Origin of the sequence: Rhodococcus jostii RHA1, assembly GCF_000014565.1 — a bacterium.
GTDB classification, from domain to species: domain Bacteria; phylum Actinomycetota; class Actinomycetes; order Mycobacteriales; family Mycobacteriaceae; genus Rhodococcus_F; species Rhodococcus_F jostii_A.
In genome coordinates, this window is the sequence record NC_008268.1 from 4714956 (window position 1) to 4729775 (window position 14820).

Here is a 14820-nt window from a genome sequence, read left to right on the forward strand (position 1 = left end):
GAACCGGTGAGGGCCCTGCTGCGTCAGAACAATTGACCGTGCGTGGTGGACTGCGCCATCGGAGGGGGACACATGACCGACCCTGCATACATCAAGGATCCCGAGAACTTTCACTCAGACCAGTGGGATCACGCGCGGATCGCGAGCGCCGTCGCCGGCATGAATGTCGAGAACGTCAGCGGCATCGCAAGAGCCTGGGCCGAACTGGGGACGACGGCCCACGACGCGATCGTCGAGTTCAGCGACGCGATCAAGAAGACGATCAGCGAGAGCTGGCACGGTGCTGCCTCGTCGGCGGCCTACGGCGAGACCGAACGGTACTCGACCTCTGCGCCGCTGGCGCAGCAGCAACTTCACGGAGTGGCGGACGCGCTGACGCCTCTGGCGGAGACGGTCGCGTCGTTTCGATCGCAGGTTCCCGAAACCATCGGCACCGGCCTGTGGGACAAGCTGACGCCCTGGGACACGGACACCGAAGACGAGTACTACCGGCGCGAGGGCGAAGCGCGCGAGAAGATGGCCACGATCTACAACCCCGGACTCGCGACGTCGGACGGAAACGTCCCGTCGTTCACGAAACCGGAGAGCATCGTCGACGTTCCTTCGGGTCCGGTCGGGCCCGGTGTCGACTACGCGAGCGGCAGCCCGAGTTCGAGCGACCAGTTCGGTGGACCGAGCGGCGGGCAGCCGACTTCCGGCGACGTGCCCGTCAGCGACCCGTCCGATGTGGACGGCGCACTCGCTGCGGACAGCACGCAGCAGAATGCGGCCACCGCTCCGTCGGCGGCCACCACACCGGCGACGACGGCCCCGGCCTCGGCGACGGGGGATCAGGCGCAGAACCGGTCGGGCATACCTTCCGGCGCCGATTCGTCCTCGGGTGCCGGCTCGCGCTCCGCGGGTGCGGGTGGGGGTTCCGGTGGAGGCGGACTGGGAGTCGGCCCCCTTGGCGGTGGTGTCGGCGCCGGAAATCGGCCGGGGGCCATGGCCCGGCCCGGCACCGCACCCGGGGTTCCGGGGGCCAACGCCGGAGGTCGCGCGGGAGCCGGGATGCGGGGCACCGGCCCGATGGGTGGGGGAATGATGGGAGGCGGAGGAGCTGCCAAGGGCGGCGGCGAGGACAACGAACACAAGACGCCCGACTACCTGATCACCCTCGACAACGGCAACGAGTTGATCGGCAAACTGCCCCTCGTCTCGCCACCGGTGATCGGCGCATGAACATGCGAAACTGGCGGCTGCGTCCCGAACTGTTCGACGCCCTGTGGGCCGGCACCGGGCAGGACCGCATCCCGTATCCGTTCCGGATCGTGAGTGCGCATCCCGGGCTCAATGCCTATGTCGCCGAGCAGAACCGGATACGCGAAGCCTTCGCGGGAGCCGAGCACGACGATGTGAGGTCGGCGTTGGGTGTGCTCGCCGAGCCCGACGTGTATGTCGAGATCTCCGGTTCGACCGCCGACGAGACCCCGATCCGAATCGTCGGTGCACAACAGGGGCAACGGGTGGTGATCGCGTCGCAACTCCCCGGCCGGGCACCCCAGATCGGTGGCGACGTGGTCATCGGCGCCGGTGCAGCCGGGCGTCTGGGCGCCCAACTGATCGGGCTGATCCCGCAGAACGCCGCCGGCCGACGCCGATTCCAGCGGCGCGACGAACAGGACACCCACTTCTCTCAGGGAATCCTGCAGGAGGTCAATCGGGCGGCCCCCGCCCCGCGACTCGAATCCGCCGTACAGAAGGGCTACGCGGGCCGTGGGAAGATCCGCGTCTACCGCGGCCCCCGCTACGGCACCGGCAGGGACGTCGGCATCATGCACTGGATCGACATCGCCGGCGACGGACGCTACGCGATCGGACCGCACGACCCATCCGCTGCGCACCCGGCAGGCCCCGAACAACTCGTATCCTCGCTCGACACCCTGATCAGGGTCGGTACCACTCCTCGAGCGAGGTCGGTCGGTGCCCGCAGTTGGTAGATTGCCACGCGCCGGCGAAGGCACAGGTGGGGACACAGCACGACACACGGAGGGGACACCGACATGGCGGGGCCAGAAGCACCGGAAGCCGGATGGAAGGCTTTCACCGAGAACATCACCGGGGGAGGCAGGCTCGAACTCGACCCCGCAGGCATTGAGCAGTGCATCAAGCTGTGCCAGGAGCATGCGGATCTGATGGGCGACTTGGCTGACAACGCTCGTCAGAAACTTCGCGCTGCTGATCTGGGAATTGGAGAGCAGGACATCGACTCGGCGAAGCAGCTGGCACGCAAATTCGACGAGAAGGCCATCGGAGGCGGCGACATCGAGTTCGCGAATACCGCGGTGGGGCTATTCGGTGCGCATCAAACGTATGCGAAGGACATGAAGTCGATGTTCGAGGCGGTCCTCGCGCGATACAACGAGCAGGATGCGGCCATCGCGTCGAGTCTGGGGTCGGTCGGAGGGAACTTGTGAAGCGTCGGTCCGGCGGAATCGCCTTCGTAACCGGCCTAATGGGTATTGGCGCAATTGCAGGCTGTTCAACTCCGGTGGATGGCGCAGCTGCGCAGCAACCGGCGAAGGCGATCGCGTTCCACCCCTGTGACGGTCTTACCCAGGAGGCACTCCAAGCGGCGCAGATCGACGTGCGCGCAGGATCGCGGCTTTCGGATGAGCCGGCGAATCGTTCATGCTCATTTCGATCGCGCAATCCTGACTACGGCGTTGTCATTTCCGCGCTTGCTGAAACCGTCAGCAGCGTGGAGTCGAGCGACCGCTTCCACGTCCTGAGTGAGACGGAGATCGGCGGGCGGCGTGCTCTGGTGTCGGATTTCCGTGGCGGGAGTGCGTGCACGGTGTCGGTGGCGATCGAGCCGGGGATTCTGGAGTTCATGATCGGGTACAGCGAGTTGGAGGATTTCACGACCGTCGACGCGGCGTGCGATCAGGCGACGAAGGTGGCGACGACGTTGGCGCCCTATTTCCCCGACCACCTGTAGGGCAGATCTTGTACTGAGCCTCCACTCTTCGGCGTGTGAGGGCCGGTTCGGCCTTCGGATTGCCGAGAGTGGCGGCTCAGTGCGTGTGTGCGTGGGTGGGGGTGATGCGTCCCGCGTTCTTGCGTCGTGAGGATCCGCTGAGCCGGCAGACGAGGTAGATGACGAACGAGATCGTGGTGACGAAGCTCGATACGGGCACTCCCGGTGCGAGGGACAGCAGGATGCCGCCGACGGCGGCGAGTTCGGCGAACACGATCGACAGGATCGTGGCCTTGAGTGGGCTGGCGGTGACGTAGGCGGCGGCCGCGGCGGGGGTGATGAGCAGTGCCATCACCAGCAGTGCCCCGACGATCTGGACGCCGAGCGCGGCCGTGATGCCGACGAGCACGGCGAACACGATCGACAGCGCACGCACCGGGACTCCGCGGGCCTCGGCGACGTCGGGATCGGTGCTCGCGAACAGGAGGGGGCGGTAGATCAGGCCGAGGACCCCGATGACCAGCACGGCGCAGAGCAGCAGCAGCTGGAGGCCGCTGTCTCCGGGTGCCACGATCTGGCCGATCAGCAGCGAGAAACTGGTGCCGGTGCGCCCTTGGTACGACCAGATGAACAGCACCGACAGGCCGAGCCCGAATGCCATGATCACGCCGATGACCGAGTCACGGTCGCGGGCCTTCGCGCCGAGCAACCCGAACAGGACCGCCGCGACCACCGACCCGGCGATGGCGCCGGCCCCGACGCTGACACCGATGAGCAGGGCCGCCGACGCACCGGTCAGCGACAGCTCGCTCGTGCCGTGCACGGCGAACGACATCTGCCTGCTGACGATGAGGGGGCCGATGGCTCCTGCCAGCAGGCCGAGGATGGCGCCTGCGATCAGCGCTTGCTGGACGAAGTCGTACTGGAGCAGGTCGACGGTGGCCGAGACGTCGAACATGCGCGACATCGCGTCGGTGAACTTGTTGCTCATGCGTGTCCCTCGTCCGTGTGGTGCACACCCTCACCGGGGCGGAGGCCGCCCGCGCTGCCGAGCGCGTCGATGGCGTCGCCGGTGCCGATGACGACGAGGCGGCCGCGTACGTGCAGCACCTCCACGTCGGTGCGGTACAGCTCGGACAGCACCTCCGACGTCATGACCTCTTCGGGTTTGCCGATGCGGAACTGTCCGTCGACGAGGTAGAGCACGCGGTCGACGAGGGGGAGGATCGGGTTGATCTCGTGGGTGACGAACAGCACCGCGGTGTCGTGGGTGCGGCGCCGTCGGTCGATGAGGCCCGACACGAGATTCTGGTTGGCCAGGTCGAGGCTGAGCAGCGGTTCGTCGCACAGCAGGATCTGGGGGTTGCCGACGAGGGCCTGCGCGATCCGCAGTCGTTGCTGCTCACCGCCGGACATGGAACCGATCGGTGCGTCCGCGTAGTTCTCGGCGCCGACTTCGGTGATTGCCGCGTCGACGATCGCACGGCGTCGGCCTCGCCGGAGGAGACCGGTTCCCCACTGGTGGCCGTCGACGCCGAGGCCGACGAGGTCGCGGCCCCGCAGCGGCAGTCCGTCGTCGAGCGACTTCTGCTGGGGGATGTACCCGACGTGCGAATTGCCCTTCCGCGCCGGTGATCCGGCGATGCGCGCGGTGCCGGAGCTGAGGGCGAGCTGGCCGAGTAGCACCTTCAGCAGCGACGTCTTGCCCGACCCGTTGGGTCCGAGGACGGCGACGAATTCGCCGGGTTCCACGGTGAGGTCGAGGTCCTGCCAGAGTGTGCGTTCGCCGAAGGACAGTCGCGCCCCCGTCAGTTCCAGTGCGGGGACGCGACCGTCGCCGGCGTTCTTCGAAGTGGGTTCTGTCACAAGCCGATCAGTTCTATTGCAGAGCCGCGGCAAGCGACTCGGCGGTGTTGGTCTGCCACTGAATGTAGTCCAGGCCTTCGGGCAGGGTTTCGGTCACCTCGACGACGGGGATTCCCGCCGACTCGGCCGTGGCCCGCACGTCCTGGGTGACCCGGTCCTGCGTCTGCACGTTGTAGACGAGGGCCTGCACCTGCTTGCCGGTGAGCAGCTGTCGCGTCGCGGCGATGGCGGCGGGTGCGGGGTCGTTGCCGTTCTCGATGGCGCTCGTGAAGTCGGGCGGGGTGACGTCCTTCAGGCCCGCGGACTGCAGCAGGTAGTAGGCGATCGGTTCGGTCTGGGCGACGGGTGCGTCCTTGTGCGCTGCCGCGATGCCGTCGGTGATCGCGGAGATCTGCTCGAGCTGACCGTGGAAGGTGGCGGCGTTGGCCTTGTAGGCGTCGGCGTTGTCGGGGTCGAGTTGGCCGAGCTTGTCCGCGATGGACTGTGCGGTGGCGTCGACGGTGTCGACGTCGAACCAGACGTGCTCGTTGACGTCGCCGTGGTCGTGGCCCTCGTGCGAGTCGCCGCCGTCCGAGTCGCCGCCGGAGTGCTCGTCCTCGCCCGCGTGCGCGCCGCCCTCGAGGAGGTCGAATGCATTGACGGTGAGCTGGTCGCTGTTGCCGGTGCCGATGATGTCGTCGACGAAGTGGTCGTACCCGCCGCCGTTGTAGACGATCAGGGAGGCGTCGGTGAGCTTGGCGGCGTCGGTGGGGCTCGCCTCGAACGAGTGCGGGTCGGACGACGGTTCGGTGATGATCGAGGTGACGTCCACCTTGTCGCCGGCGACGGCCTGCGCGACGCTGCCCCACACGTTCGTCGACGCGACGACGGTCAGCGTGCCGTCACCGGTCGTGTCGGAGCCGCACGCGGTGAGGGTGAGGGCCGCGGCGAACGACAGCCCGACGGCCGCCGTGGCGGCACGAAAACCTGAGGAAGCGCGCACAGAAAACTCCTGACCGAAGACGAACGCTAAACGCTATTGGAAACCGTTACCGTTGCACTTTAGCGGATAGGTCCTGGTAGTGCACTTTCGGCGCAGCCCCGACGCGCCCGAACGGGGGCCAGGTACTAACGTCCCCCTATGCCCAGGTCTCGACAGCCTCGTCGCCAAGCCACGCTGGCGTCGCTCGCGGCCGAGCTCAATATTTCGCGCACGACGGTGTCCAACGCGTACAACCGGCCGGATCAACTCTCCGCGGAACTGCGCGACCGGGTGTTGCAGGCGGCCAAGCGCCGCGGCTACCCCGGCCCCGACCCGGTGGCCCGATCCCTGCGCACCCGCAGGGCCGGTGCCGTCGGACTGCTGCTCACCGAGGCCCTCAGCTACTCCTTCCGCGACCCCGCCGCGATGAGCTTTCTGTCCGGACTGGCCGAGTCGTGCGAGGCCGCCGGGCAGGGTCTGCTGCTGATTCCGGCCGGCCCGGGACGCGAGGAGGCGGACGCCGCCGCGGTCGTGCAGCAGGCGGGCGTCGACGGGTTCGTCGTGTACTCGGTGGCGGACGACGACCCGTACCTCGCGGCGGTGTGCGAACGTCACCTGCCGATGGTCGTGTGCGATCAGCCGCGCGAGATCCCGGGTGCGTCGCTCATCGGGATCGACGATCGCGGCGCGATGCGGGGCCTCGCCGACTATCTGATCGGGCTCGGCCACCGCGACATCGGTGTGCTGAGCATGAGGCTGGGGCGCGACCGCTCGGACGGGGTCGCCGACGCCGAGCGTCTGCGGTCACCGAACTTCCACGTGCAGCGCGAACGCATCGAGGGAGTGCGCGACGCCATGTCGGACGCCGGCCTGGACCCTCGGACGCTGACCGTCGTCGAGCGGTTCGAGCACACCGGGAAGTCGGGGCACGCCGCTGCCGCGCAGGCGCTCGGTGTGAATCCGAGAATCACCGCACTCGTGTGCACCACCGACGTCCTCGCGCTCGGCGCGCTGGACTGGGCGCGCTGGCAGGGCATCGACGTGCCCGGCCGGCTGTCGATCACCGGATTCGACGGAGTCGACGACGCACTGCGTGAGGGCCTGACCACCGTGCGGCAACCCCAGGAGGAGAAGGGTCGCCGGGCGGGTGCACTGCTCATGTCCCCGTCGCACTCCGGCGTCGCGATCGTCGAGATGCTCGAGACCGAACTGCTGCGGGGTTCGACGGCCGGGCCCGCCAAGCGCTGACCCGGCCTCCCGTTCAGGCCAGGAGCTGAGCGCAACGCAGCAATCCCAGGTGGCTGTACGCCTGGGGGTGGTTGCCCAGCGACCGCTCGGCGACGGGGTCGTACTCCTCGCTGAGAAGCCCGGTCGGTCCGGCGGCGTCGACCAGTTGCGCGAACAACGCCTCCGCCTGCGACCGCTGACCGATCAGCAGGTACGCCTCGACCAGCCAGGCCGCGCAGAGGTGGAACCCGCCCTCGGTGCCGGGCAGCCCGTCGTCGTGGTGGTACCGGTACACGGTCGAGCCGCTGCGCAGTTCCGCCTCGGTGGCCGTGACCGTGGCGGCGAACTTCTCGTCCGACGGGTCGATCAGCCCGGACAGTCCGATGTACAGGGTGGCGGCGTCGAGGTCGGTGCCGTCGTAGGCGGCGGTGTACGAGCGGACCTCGTCCTTCCAGCCCTTCTCGCGCACCTCCTCGGCGATCTTGTCGCGCAACGACGTCCAGCCGGGCTCGACGTCGCGGCCGAAGTGCTCGGCCAGCGCCACCGCACGGTCGACGGTGACCCAGCCCATCACCTTCGAGTACACGTGGTGACGCGGGTTGTCGCGGATCTCCCAGATGCCGTGGTCGGGTTCGAACCAGCGACGTTCCACGGCCTCGACCATGGCGCAGACCAGTTCCCAGTCGCGGTCGTTGAGCGCCACTTCGACGCCCTGCTTCTCGCGGGCGTGGGACAGGTCGTGGATGAGTTCGACGATGGGCCCGAACACGTCGAGTTGCACCTGCTGGTTGGCCGCGTTGCCGATGCGGACCGGCCGCGAGCCCGCGTAGCCGGGGAGCGAGTCGATGACGGCCTCAGGCGGCAGACCGCCACCGTGCAGCGTGTAGAGGGGGTGCAGGCGTTCGGGGCCGGGCAGCGTCTCGAGGACGTCGTGCACCCAGTCGAGGTAGCCCTCGGCCTCGCTCAGCGAGCCGAGGCTGACGAGCGCGGACGCGGTGAGCGCCGCGTCGCGCAGCCAGCAGTAGCGGTAGTCCCAGTTGCGGACGCCGCCGATCTCCTCGGGCAGCGAGGTGGTGGCGGCCGCCATGATTGCTCCGGAGTCGACGTGCACCAGACCGCGGAGGGTGAGCGCGGAACGCTTCATCAGGTCGGGTTTGAGGGTGGGCAGGGTGAGGCTCTTCGCCCAGTCCGACCAATACGATTCGGCCAGCGCGCGACGCTCCTCCTCGGGTGTCTCCGACGGTCCGAGTTCTTCGGTACCGCATCGCAATTCCAGGACGACGTCACCGCCGGACGGGTCGACGACGGCATGCGCGGTCTGCTGGTTGCCGTCGGACGTCACGTTCCACTGCACGCCGGGGGAGCGCAGCACGATCGGCTCGTTGGTCCCGTGCACCCGCAGTCCCTCGGAGACCGCCTCGAGGATGACCTGGCCCTGCCCGAACTCGGGCCGCGGTGCGAACGTCACGACGGCGGCGGCCTGCCCGCTGATCACCCGGGTCAGGTCGGTGCGGCCCTGGCGGACGTCGTGCGGCAGGTAGTCGGTGACGGAGAGGCTGGCCCACCGTGTCTGCACGGTCATGGTGCTGTCGATGTACCGCTGGCTCAGCGGCAGCGCGCTGCGGTGCGGGCCGACGCTGAAATGGCCGGCCTCCGGTCCGCCGAGCAGATGCGCGAACACGGACGCCGAGTCGGGTTCGGGATGACACAGCCAGGTGAGGGTCGCGTCGGGGGTGACGAGTGCGACGGTCCGCGGGCTGGCGAGCATGGTGAGGCGCTCGATCGGCGGGGCGTGTGCCCCGGACAGCCAGGTGCGGCGCTCCTCGAGCAGGAACGCGAGGGCCGCGGCCACGTCTTCGGTGGTCGACACCCGGAATTCGGCGAGACTCTCGCCGGGGCCCACCTTCACGCCGAGGTCGGGGCCCTGGAGACGCGCGAACGCCTTCTCGTCGGTGACGTCGTCGCCGACGAAGACGGCCGCCGTCGCACCGTCCTGGTGACGGATCAGGTCGAGCGCATGGCCCTTGTCGGTGGCGACGACGGCCAGTTCGATGACGGACTTGCCCTCGGTGACCTGCACGCCGACGCGCTGTCCGGCGTCGGCGCGCACGGCGGCCAGGGCCAGGGCACCTTCCTCGGCGTCGGCGTTGCGGACGTGGAGGGCGACGCTCGCCGGCTTCGCCTCCACCGACGTACCGGCGTGCAGCGTGGCGATCCGGGTGAGTTCCTCGGTGATCTCACCGAGAAGTTTCTTGGCGTCGGCGTCGATCGCATGGATGAACCCGATGTCGAATTCCGAGCCGTGGCTGCCGACCAGCTGAACCTCGGCGGGCAGCCGCGACAGCGCGGCGAGGTCCTTGAGTGCCCGGCCCGAGATCACGGCCGCCGTCGTTCCGGCGAGGCTGGCCAGGGCGCGGAGAGCGCGCACCGATTCGGCGTGGGGGAACGCCTTCTCGGGGTCGGAGACGATGGGGGCCATCGTGCCGTCGTAGTCGGAAGCGACGAGCAGGCGAGGGGTCCGCGCAACCCTCGAGAGGGCACGACGAAGTTCGATGGACAGATCATGGGCGCTCACATGTTCAAATCTAGGGGATGTGACGGCTGTGAGCGCGTTCTCGGCCGGGGCTGTGCCCCGATCGCGTCCTACTCGGGTCTGCGGCTTCCGTCACCGAGCAGCAGTTCGACGGTGAGTTCGAGCCGATTCGCGACATCGGTCGCGGACGAGCGGCGTGTGAGCCAGGCCACCAGGTTCGACAGCCACACGTCGGAGATGACGCGGGCGACGGCCAACTGGTCTTCGGTGGGCTCGGTGTCCGTCATCGCGCGGGCGAACAGGCGGTCCATCAGCTTGCCCACCTGATCGACCTCGGCGGCGGCGGAGGCGTCGGCGAACATGAAGGCGCGCGTCATGGCCTCGGTCAGCAGTGGGTCGCGCTGCATGGCCCGGGTGATCTGGCTGAGGATGAGCTGCATCCGCTCGAGCGGGTTCCGGCCCGGCGGGTTCTTTCCCCGCGAGTCGATTCGCTCGAACTCGCGGGCGAGCGCCGACACCAGCAGGTGCACCTTGGACGGGAAGTAGCGGTACAGCGTCCCCACGGCGACGTCGGCGCGTTCGGCGACGGCCCGCATCTGCACGGCTTCGTATCCGCCCTTGGAGGCCAGGGCCAGGGTCGCGTCGAGGATCCGCTTGCGCCGTTCCTTCTGCGCGTTGGAACTGAGATCGTCCTCGCCCAGCGTCGCCGCAGCGACCGTCGAGGACCGTGATCGAGAGCTGGTCGTCATTACCTGTTTTCCTTCGCGCCTTGACTCATGGCCAGGTGTCATATTAGAACACGTTCTAGACGAATGTGTCATTCAGGAGAGGCGGATACCCGTTGTGACAATCGCCACCACCGAGGAACAGAGGGCTGCAGCGGGTTCGATCCAGGCTTGGGCGCGGTCCACGGACCCGCTGGTCACAGTACGGCAAGGACCAGCAGATTCGTGGCGGACGTCGTGGCCGTCCTTCGCCTCGCTCGGAATTTTCTCGGTCGCCGTGCCCGAAGAGGTCGGGGGGTCGGGAGCGGAGATCGTCGATCTCGCCGCGATGCTCGAACAGGCCGCGACTGAACTCGTCCCGGGCCCTGTTCTCTCGACCGCTCTCGCCGCGCTCGTCGTCGGCCGCAGCTCCGGCGCCGCCGCGAAACGGTGGTCCGAGGACCTCGCCGACGGCGCGATGCCGTGCGCGGTGGCTCTCGGCAGCAACTCCCCGGTGAACGCGACGCTCGGGGCCGACGGCGGGTTGACCGTCACCGGCGACGCGGGCTTCGCGATCGGCGGTGACACGGGGGTGTCCGTGCTGCTGTCCGCCGACGCGGGCGACGGCGTCGTGTGGTGTCTGATCGACGGCGAAGCCGACGGCCTGGACGTCACGGTCGCCGACACGATCGACAAGAGCCGCCCGCTCGCGCGGGTGCGCTGCGATCGTGTGGCGGTGGCGGCCGACCGGGTGGTCACCGGCGTGCGGGACGGGCTCGTGGCCGACCTCGCCGCGACCCTCGCCGCCGTGGAGGCATCCGGGATCGCGGCCTGGTGTCTGCGAACGGCGGTGGAGTACGCCAAGATTCGCGAGCAGTTCGGCAAACCGATCGGATCGTTCCAGGCGATCAAGCATCTGTGCGCGGAGATGCTGTGCCGCGTCGAACAGTCCGGTGCAGCGGCGTGGGATGCGGCCGTGGCGGCGGAGGACGCGTGGGACGCGGACGGCGGCGAGCTGCCGATCGCGGCCGCGGTCGCGGCGTCGCTCACGCTCGACGCCGCCGTCGAGACCGCCAAGGACTGCATCCAGGTGCTCGGCGGGATCGGCTTCACCTGGGAACACGACGCGCACTTCTACCTGCGCCGGGCGACGTCGCTGCGGCAGCTGCTCGGCGGCTCCGCCCGCTGGCGGGCGCGGGTCACGGAACTGACGCGGGCCGGTGCTCGCAGGCACCTGTCGATCGACCTGTCCGGGCTCGACGACGAGCGGGCGCAGATCCGCGCCGAGATCGCCGACCTGGTGGCGCGGCCGGAGTCGGAGCGACGCGCGGCCCTCGCGGAGTCGGGTTACCTGGCCCCGCACTGGCCCGCACCCTACGGACGGGGTGCGCGCGCCGCCGAACAGATCCTGATCGAGGAGGAGCTGGCGGCCGCCGGGGTCGGCAGGCCCGACCTCGTGATCGGCTGGTGGGCCGTGCCGACGATCCTCGAGCACGGCAGCGCCGAGCAGATCGAACGCTTCGCCACCCCGACGCTGCGCGGCGAGATCATCTGGTGCCAGCTGTTCAGCGAACCCGGCGCCGGCTCCGACCTCGCGGCGCTGCGGACGTCCGCGGAGAAGGTGGACGGCGGGTGGCGGCTGAACGGTCAGAAGGTGTGGACGTCGAGGGCGCAGGAAGCGGACTGGGCGATCTGCCTGGCCCGCACCGACCGGGACGCGCCCAAACACAGGGGCATCAGCTACTTCCTCGTCGACATGACGAGCCCCGGCATCACCATCTCGCCGCTGCGCGAGATCACCGGCGACGCCCTGTTCAACGAGGTGTATCTCGAGGACGTGTTCGTGCCGGACGAGCTGGTGGTCGGGAATCTCGGCGACGGCTGGAAGCTGGCCCGCACCACGCTGGCCAACGAGCGGGTCGCGATGGGCGGGGGCTCCTCGCTCGGTGCGGCGATGGAGGAACTGCTCGCGCTCGCGGGGGTCGGCGACCCCGTGACCGACGACAGGCTCGGGCATCTCATCGGCAACGCGCTCGTCGGCTCGCAGCTCGAACTGCGCACCACCCTCCGGCAGCTGGACGGTCAGGACCCGGGACCGGAATCGAGTGTCCGCAAGCTGGTCGGGGTTCGCCAGCGGCAGGCGGTCGCGGAATTCGCGATGGAACTCGGTGGCGTGGACGGCTGGGTGGAGGGGCCGCTGGCGCGGGAGTTCCTCAATACGCGCTGCCTGTCCATTGCGGGCGGAACGACGCAGATCCTGCTGACGGTCGCGGCCGAGCGGATTCTCGGGCTGCCGCGGGGCTGAGCCGCGTCGCGATGGTCTTTCGCGAGGTCCGGGATGGTGATACAACTAGAACACGTTCTAAATTGAAAGTGGGATTGTCAGCGTGGACTTCACTCGAGACGAAACCCAGGAGGCCGTGGCCCAGGTCGCGGCCGGACTGCTGGCCCGCGACCTCGACGACGACGCCCTCTGGGCCGCGTTCGCCGACGCCGACCTGCTGACCCTCGCACTGCCGGAACGTCTCGGCGGTGAAGGGCTCTCGGTCACCGACGTCGGTGCGCTGCTCACCGAGGTCGGGCGGAAGGCGGCTCGGGTCCCGGCCCTCGCAACGCTCGGATTCGGTGTGCTGCCCATCGTCGCGCTGGGCGACGACGCCCAACAGGACGCACTGCTCACCGGTCTCGCCGACGGCCGCACGTTCACCGCGGCGCTCGCCGAACCCGGGGCGCAGTTCCCGGCCCGGCCCTCGGTGACCGCGGTCGCGGACGGGAACGGCTACTCCGTCACCGGGCGCGTGCTCGCGGTTCCCTTCGCCGAGCGGGCACACCGGATCCTCGTGCCCACGGACACCGGGGTGGTGCTGGTGGACCCGGGCGCGGAGGGCGTCACGCTCACGCCGACCCCCTCGGCGTCGGGTAGCCCGGAATTCGCGATCATGTTCGACGGCGCGCGCGGTGAACTGCTCGCGGCCGGCGACGACGCGGTGCAGACGCTGTACCGCATCGCCCTGGCGTCCATCGGAGCGGTCGCGGACGGACTGCTCTCGGGGGCAACGGTTCTGGCAGGAGAACACCTCGCGACGCGCCACCAGTTCGGCAAGCCGCTCGCCACGTTCCAGGCCGTCTCGCAGCAGATCGCCGACGTCTACGTCACGTCCCGCACCCTCCACGTGTCGGCGCTCGCGGCGTCGTGGCGGGTGTCCGAAGGCCTGGACGCCCAGGACGATCTGGACGTGATGGCGTACTGGATCGCCGCCGAAGTGCCTGCCGCCATGCAGGTTCTGCACCACCTGCACGGCGGGATCGGCGTCGATGTCACGTACCCGCTGCACCGCTACTACTCGACCGCCAAAGACCTGGCCCGCCTCGTGGGCGGCGCCTCGTACCGACTCGACCTCGTGGGGGCCCGGTGTTCATCGATCTGACCGACGAGCAGCGTGAGCTGCAAGCGGAACTGCGGCGCTACTTCTCCGGGCTGATCTCGCCTGCCGAGGCCGAGGTGATGCGCACGGAGCGCCACTGCAGCACCTACCGCGAGGTCATCCGCCGGATGGGCAAGGACGGCTGGCTCGGGGTGGGCTGGCCGGTGGAGTTCGGGGGCCGCGGCTTCGGCGAGATCGAGCAGCAGATCTTCGTCAACGAGGCGACCCGCGCCGACGTTCCGCTGCCCGCGGTCACGCTGCAAACGGTGGGTCCGACGCTGCAGAAGTACGGGACGGAGGAGCAGAAGCGCAAGTTCCTGCCCGCGATCCTCGCCGGCGAGGTGCACTTCGCGATCGGCTACACCGAACCGGAAGCGGGCACCGACCTCGCGGCGCTGCGGACCACTGCCGTACGCGTGGGTGACGAGTACATCGTCAACGGGCAGAAGATCTTCACCACCGGCGGTCACGACGCCGACTACCTGTGGCTCGCCGTCCGGACGGGCTCGGCGGATTCGCGTCACCGCGGCATCTCCATCCTGATCATGGACACCAAGGACCCGGGCTACAGCTGGACGCCGATCATCACGTGCGACGGTGCGCATCACGTCAACGCCACCTACTACTCCGACGTCCGGGTTCCCGCCGACATGCTGGTCGGTGAGGAAAATCAGGGCTGGCGACTCATCACCACCCAGCTCAACCACGAACGCGTCATGCTCGGGCCGGCGGGCCGGGTCGGCGGTCTCTACGACCGCATCCGCAACTGGGCGGTCGCGCACGACCTGCTCGACGAGCCGGACGTGCGGCGCGCGCTCGGCGAGATCCACGCGACGTTCCGCCTCAACGAACTACTCAACTGGCAGGTGGCGTCGAGTGAGGCGGACGCCGTCGACATCGCCGACGCGTCCGCGACGAAAGTGTTCGCCACCGAACGTATTCAGCGGATCGGCCGGCTCGTCGAAGAGATCGTCGGACGCTACGGCGACCCGTCCGAGCCGGAGACCGCCGATCTCATGAGGTGGCTCGACATGCAGGTGAAGCGCAACCTCGTCATCACGTTCGGTGGCGGTGTCAACGAGGTGATGCGTGAGCTGATCGCGACAGCCGGCCTGAAACTTCCCCGAGTCCCGCGATAGGAGCGC

At 68.9% G+C, this 14820-nt stretch carries 13 protein-coding genes; 8 read left to right on the plus strand and 5 right to left on the minus strand.

Annotation, left to right across the window (positions count from 1 at the left end; all coding sequences use genetic code 11):
• Positions 1–72: 72 nt before the first annotated feature.
• The 4 genes from RHA1_RS21795 to RHA1_RS21810 all read left to right on the plus strand — a co-directional run bounded on the left by RHA1_RS21795 (position 73) and on the right by RHA1_RS21810 (position 2980).
• Positions 73–1221 carry a hypothetical protein gene (locus RHA1_RS21795; protein ID WP_011596867.1) on the plus strand — a complete coding sequence of 383 codons (1149 nt, stop codon included), beginning with the start codon at positions 73–75 and terminating at the stop codon, positions 1219–1221.
• A complete protein-coding gene (locus tag RHA1_RS21800; protein ID WP_011596868.1) occupies positions 1218–1979 on the plus strand; it encodes an ESX secretion-associated protein EspG in 762 nt (253 codons plus the stop codon). Before RHA1_RS21795 ends, RHA1_RS21800 begins: the two co-directional genes overlap by 4 nt.
• A gap of 63 nt (positions 1980–2042) precedes the next feature.
• On the plus strand, positions 2043–2456 hold the full coding sequence (locus tag RHA1_RS21805) for a hypothetical protein (protein WP_011596869.1): 414 nt from the start codon (positions 2043–2045) through the stop codon (positions 2454–2456).
• Positions 2453–2980: a DUF3558 domain-containing protein gene (locus RHA1_RS21810; protein WP_011596870.1), complete on the plus strand. Its 528-nt coding sequence runs from the start codon at positions 2453–2455 to the stop codon at positions 2978–2980. Before RHA1_RS21805 ends, RHA1_RS21810 begins: the two co-directional genes overlap by 4 nt.
• A gap of 76 nt (positions 2981–3056) precedes the next feature.
• Here the strand turns inward: RHA1_RS21810 and RHA1_RS21815 are convergent, their stop codons facing one another.
• Genes RHA1_RS21815 through RHA1_RS21825 form a run of 3 tightly spaced genes read right to left on the minus strand, consistent with a single transcriptional unit; the run spans position 3057 to position 5807 of the window.
• Positions 3057–3950, minus strand: a complete 894-nt coding sequence (locus RHA1_RS21815) for a metal ABC transporter permease (RefSeq protein ID WP_005265172.1) — start codon at positions 3948–3950, stop codon at positions 3057–3059.
• Positions 3947–4825 (minus strand): metal ABC transporter ATP-binding protein, encoded by an 879-nt coding sequence (locus RHA1_RS21820; RefSeq protein ID WP_011596871.1) that lies wholly within the window; start codon positions 4823–4825, stop codon positions 3947–3949. The genes RHA1_RS21815 and RHA1_RS21820 overlap by 4 nt, the downstream gene beginning before the upstream one ends.
• A gap of 13 nt (positions 4826–4838) precedes the next feature.
• Positions 4839–5807 carry a metal ABC transporter solute-binding protein, Zn/Mn family gene (locus tag RHA1_RS21825; RefSeq protein WP_011596872.1) on the minus strand — a complete coding sequence of 323 codons (969 nt, stop codon included), beginning with the start codon at positions 5805–5807 and terminating at the stop codon, positions 4839–4841.
• A gap of 138 nt (positions 5808–5945) precedes the next feature.
• Between RHA1_RS21825 and RHA1_RS21830 the strand changes: the two genes are divergently transcribed.
• Positions 5946–7034 carry a LacI family DNA-binding transcriptional regulator gene (locus tag RHA1_RS21830; protein WP_011596873.1) on the plus strand — a complete coding sequence of 363 codons (1089 nt, stop codon included), beginning with the start codon at positions 5946–5948 and terminating at the stop codon, positions 7032–7034.
• Between the two features lie 13 nt (positions 7035–7047).
• Here RHA1_RS21830 and otsB read toward each other — a convergent pair whose 3' ends face one another.
• Both otsB and kstR read right to left on the minus strand, forming a co-directional pair.
• Positions 7048–9588 carry a trehalose-phosphatase gene (otsB, locus tag RHA1_RS21835; RefSeq protein WP_009477546.1) on the minus strand — a complete coding sequence of 847 codons (2541 nt, stop codon included), beginning with the start codon at positions 9586–9588 and terminating at the stop codon, positions 7048–7050.
• A 68-nt stretch (positions 9589–9656) separates the two neighbouring features.
• Positions 9657–10295: a cholesterol catabolism transcriptional regulator KstR gene (kstR, locus tag RHA1_RS21840; protein ID WP_009477547.1), complete on the minus strand. Its 639-nt coding sequence runs from the start codon at positions 10293–10295 to the stop codon at positions 9657–9659.
• A 94-nt stretch (positions 10296–10389) separates the two neighbouring features.
• Between kstR and RHA1_RS21845 the strand changes: the two genes are divergently transcribed.
• The 3 genes from RHA1_RS21845 to RHA1_RS21855 all read left to right on the plus strand — a co-directional run bounded on the left by RHA1_RS21845 (position 10390) and on the right by RHA1_RS21855 (position 14814).
• Positions 10390–12555 (plus strand): acyl-CoA dehydrogenase family protein, encoded by a 2166-nt coding sequence (locus tag RHA1_RS21845; RefSeq protein ID WP_009477548.1) that lies wholly within the window; start codon positions 10390–10392, stop codon positions 12553–12555.
• A gap of 82 nt (positions 12556–12637) precedes the next feature.
• On the plus strand, positions 12638–13678 hold the full coding sequence (locus RHA1_RS21850; protein ID WP_011596874.1) for an acyl-CoA dehydrogenase family protein: 1041 nt from the start codon (positions 12638–12640) through the stop codon (positions 13676–13678).
• Positions 13663–14814: an acyl-CoA dehydrogenase family protein gene (locus RHA1_RS21855; protein WP_011596875.1), complete on the plus strand. Its 1152-nt coding sequence runs from the start codon at positions 13663–13665 to the stop codon at positions 14812–14814. The genes RHA1_RS21850 and RHA1_RS21855 overlap by 16 nt, the downstream gene beginning before the upstream one ends.
• The last annotated feature ends 6 nt before the right edge of the window (positions 14815–14820 follow it).

Excerpts from the sequence above, each read along its gene's own strand:
- RHA1_RS21795 (WP_011596867.1), top strand. The coding sequence starts at position 73 with ATGACCGACCCTGCATACATCAAGGATCCCGAGAACTTTCACTCAGAC.
- RHA1_RS21800 (WP_011596868.1), top strand. The coding sequence starts at position 1,218 with ATGAACATGCGAAACTGGCGGCTGCGTCCCGAACTGTTCGACGCCCTG.
- RHA1_RS21805 (WP_011596869.1), top strand. The coding sequence starts at position 2,043 with ATGGCGGGGCCAGAAGCACCGGAAGCCGGATGGAAGGCTTTCACCGAG.
- RHA1_RS21815 (WP_005265172.1), bottom strand. The coding sequence starts at position 3,950 with ATGAGCAACAAGTTCACCGACGCGATGTCGCGCATGTTCGACGTCTCG.
- RHA1_RS21830 (WP_011596873.1), top strand. The coding sequence starts at position 5,946 with ATGCCCAGGTCTCGACAGCCTCGTCGCCAAGCCACGCTGGCGTCGCTC.
- kstR (WP_009477547.1), bottom strand. The coding sequence starts at position 10,295 with ATGACGACCAGCTCTCGATCACGGTCCTCGACGGTCGCTGCGGCGACG.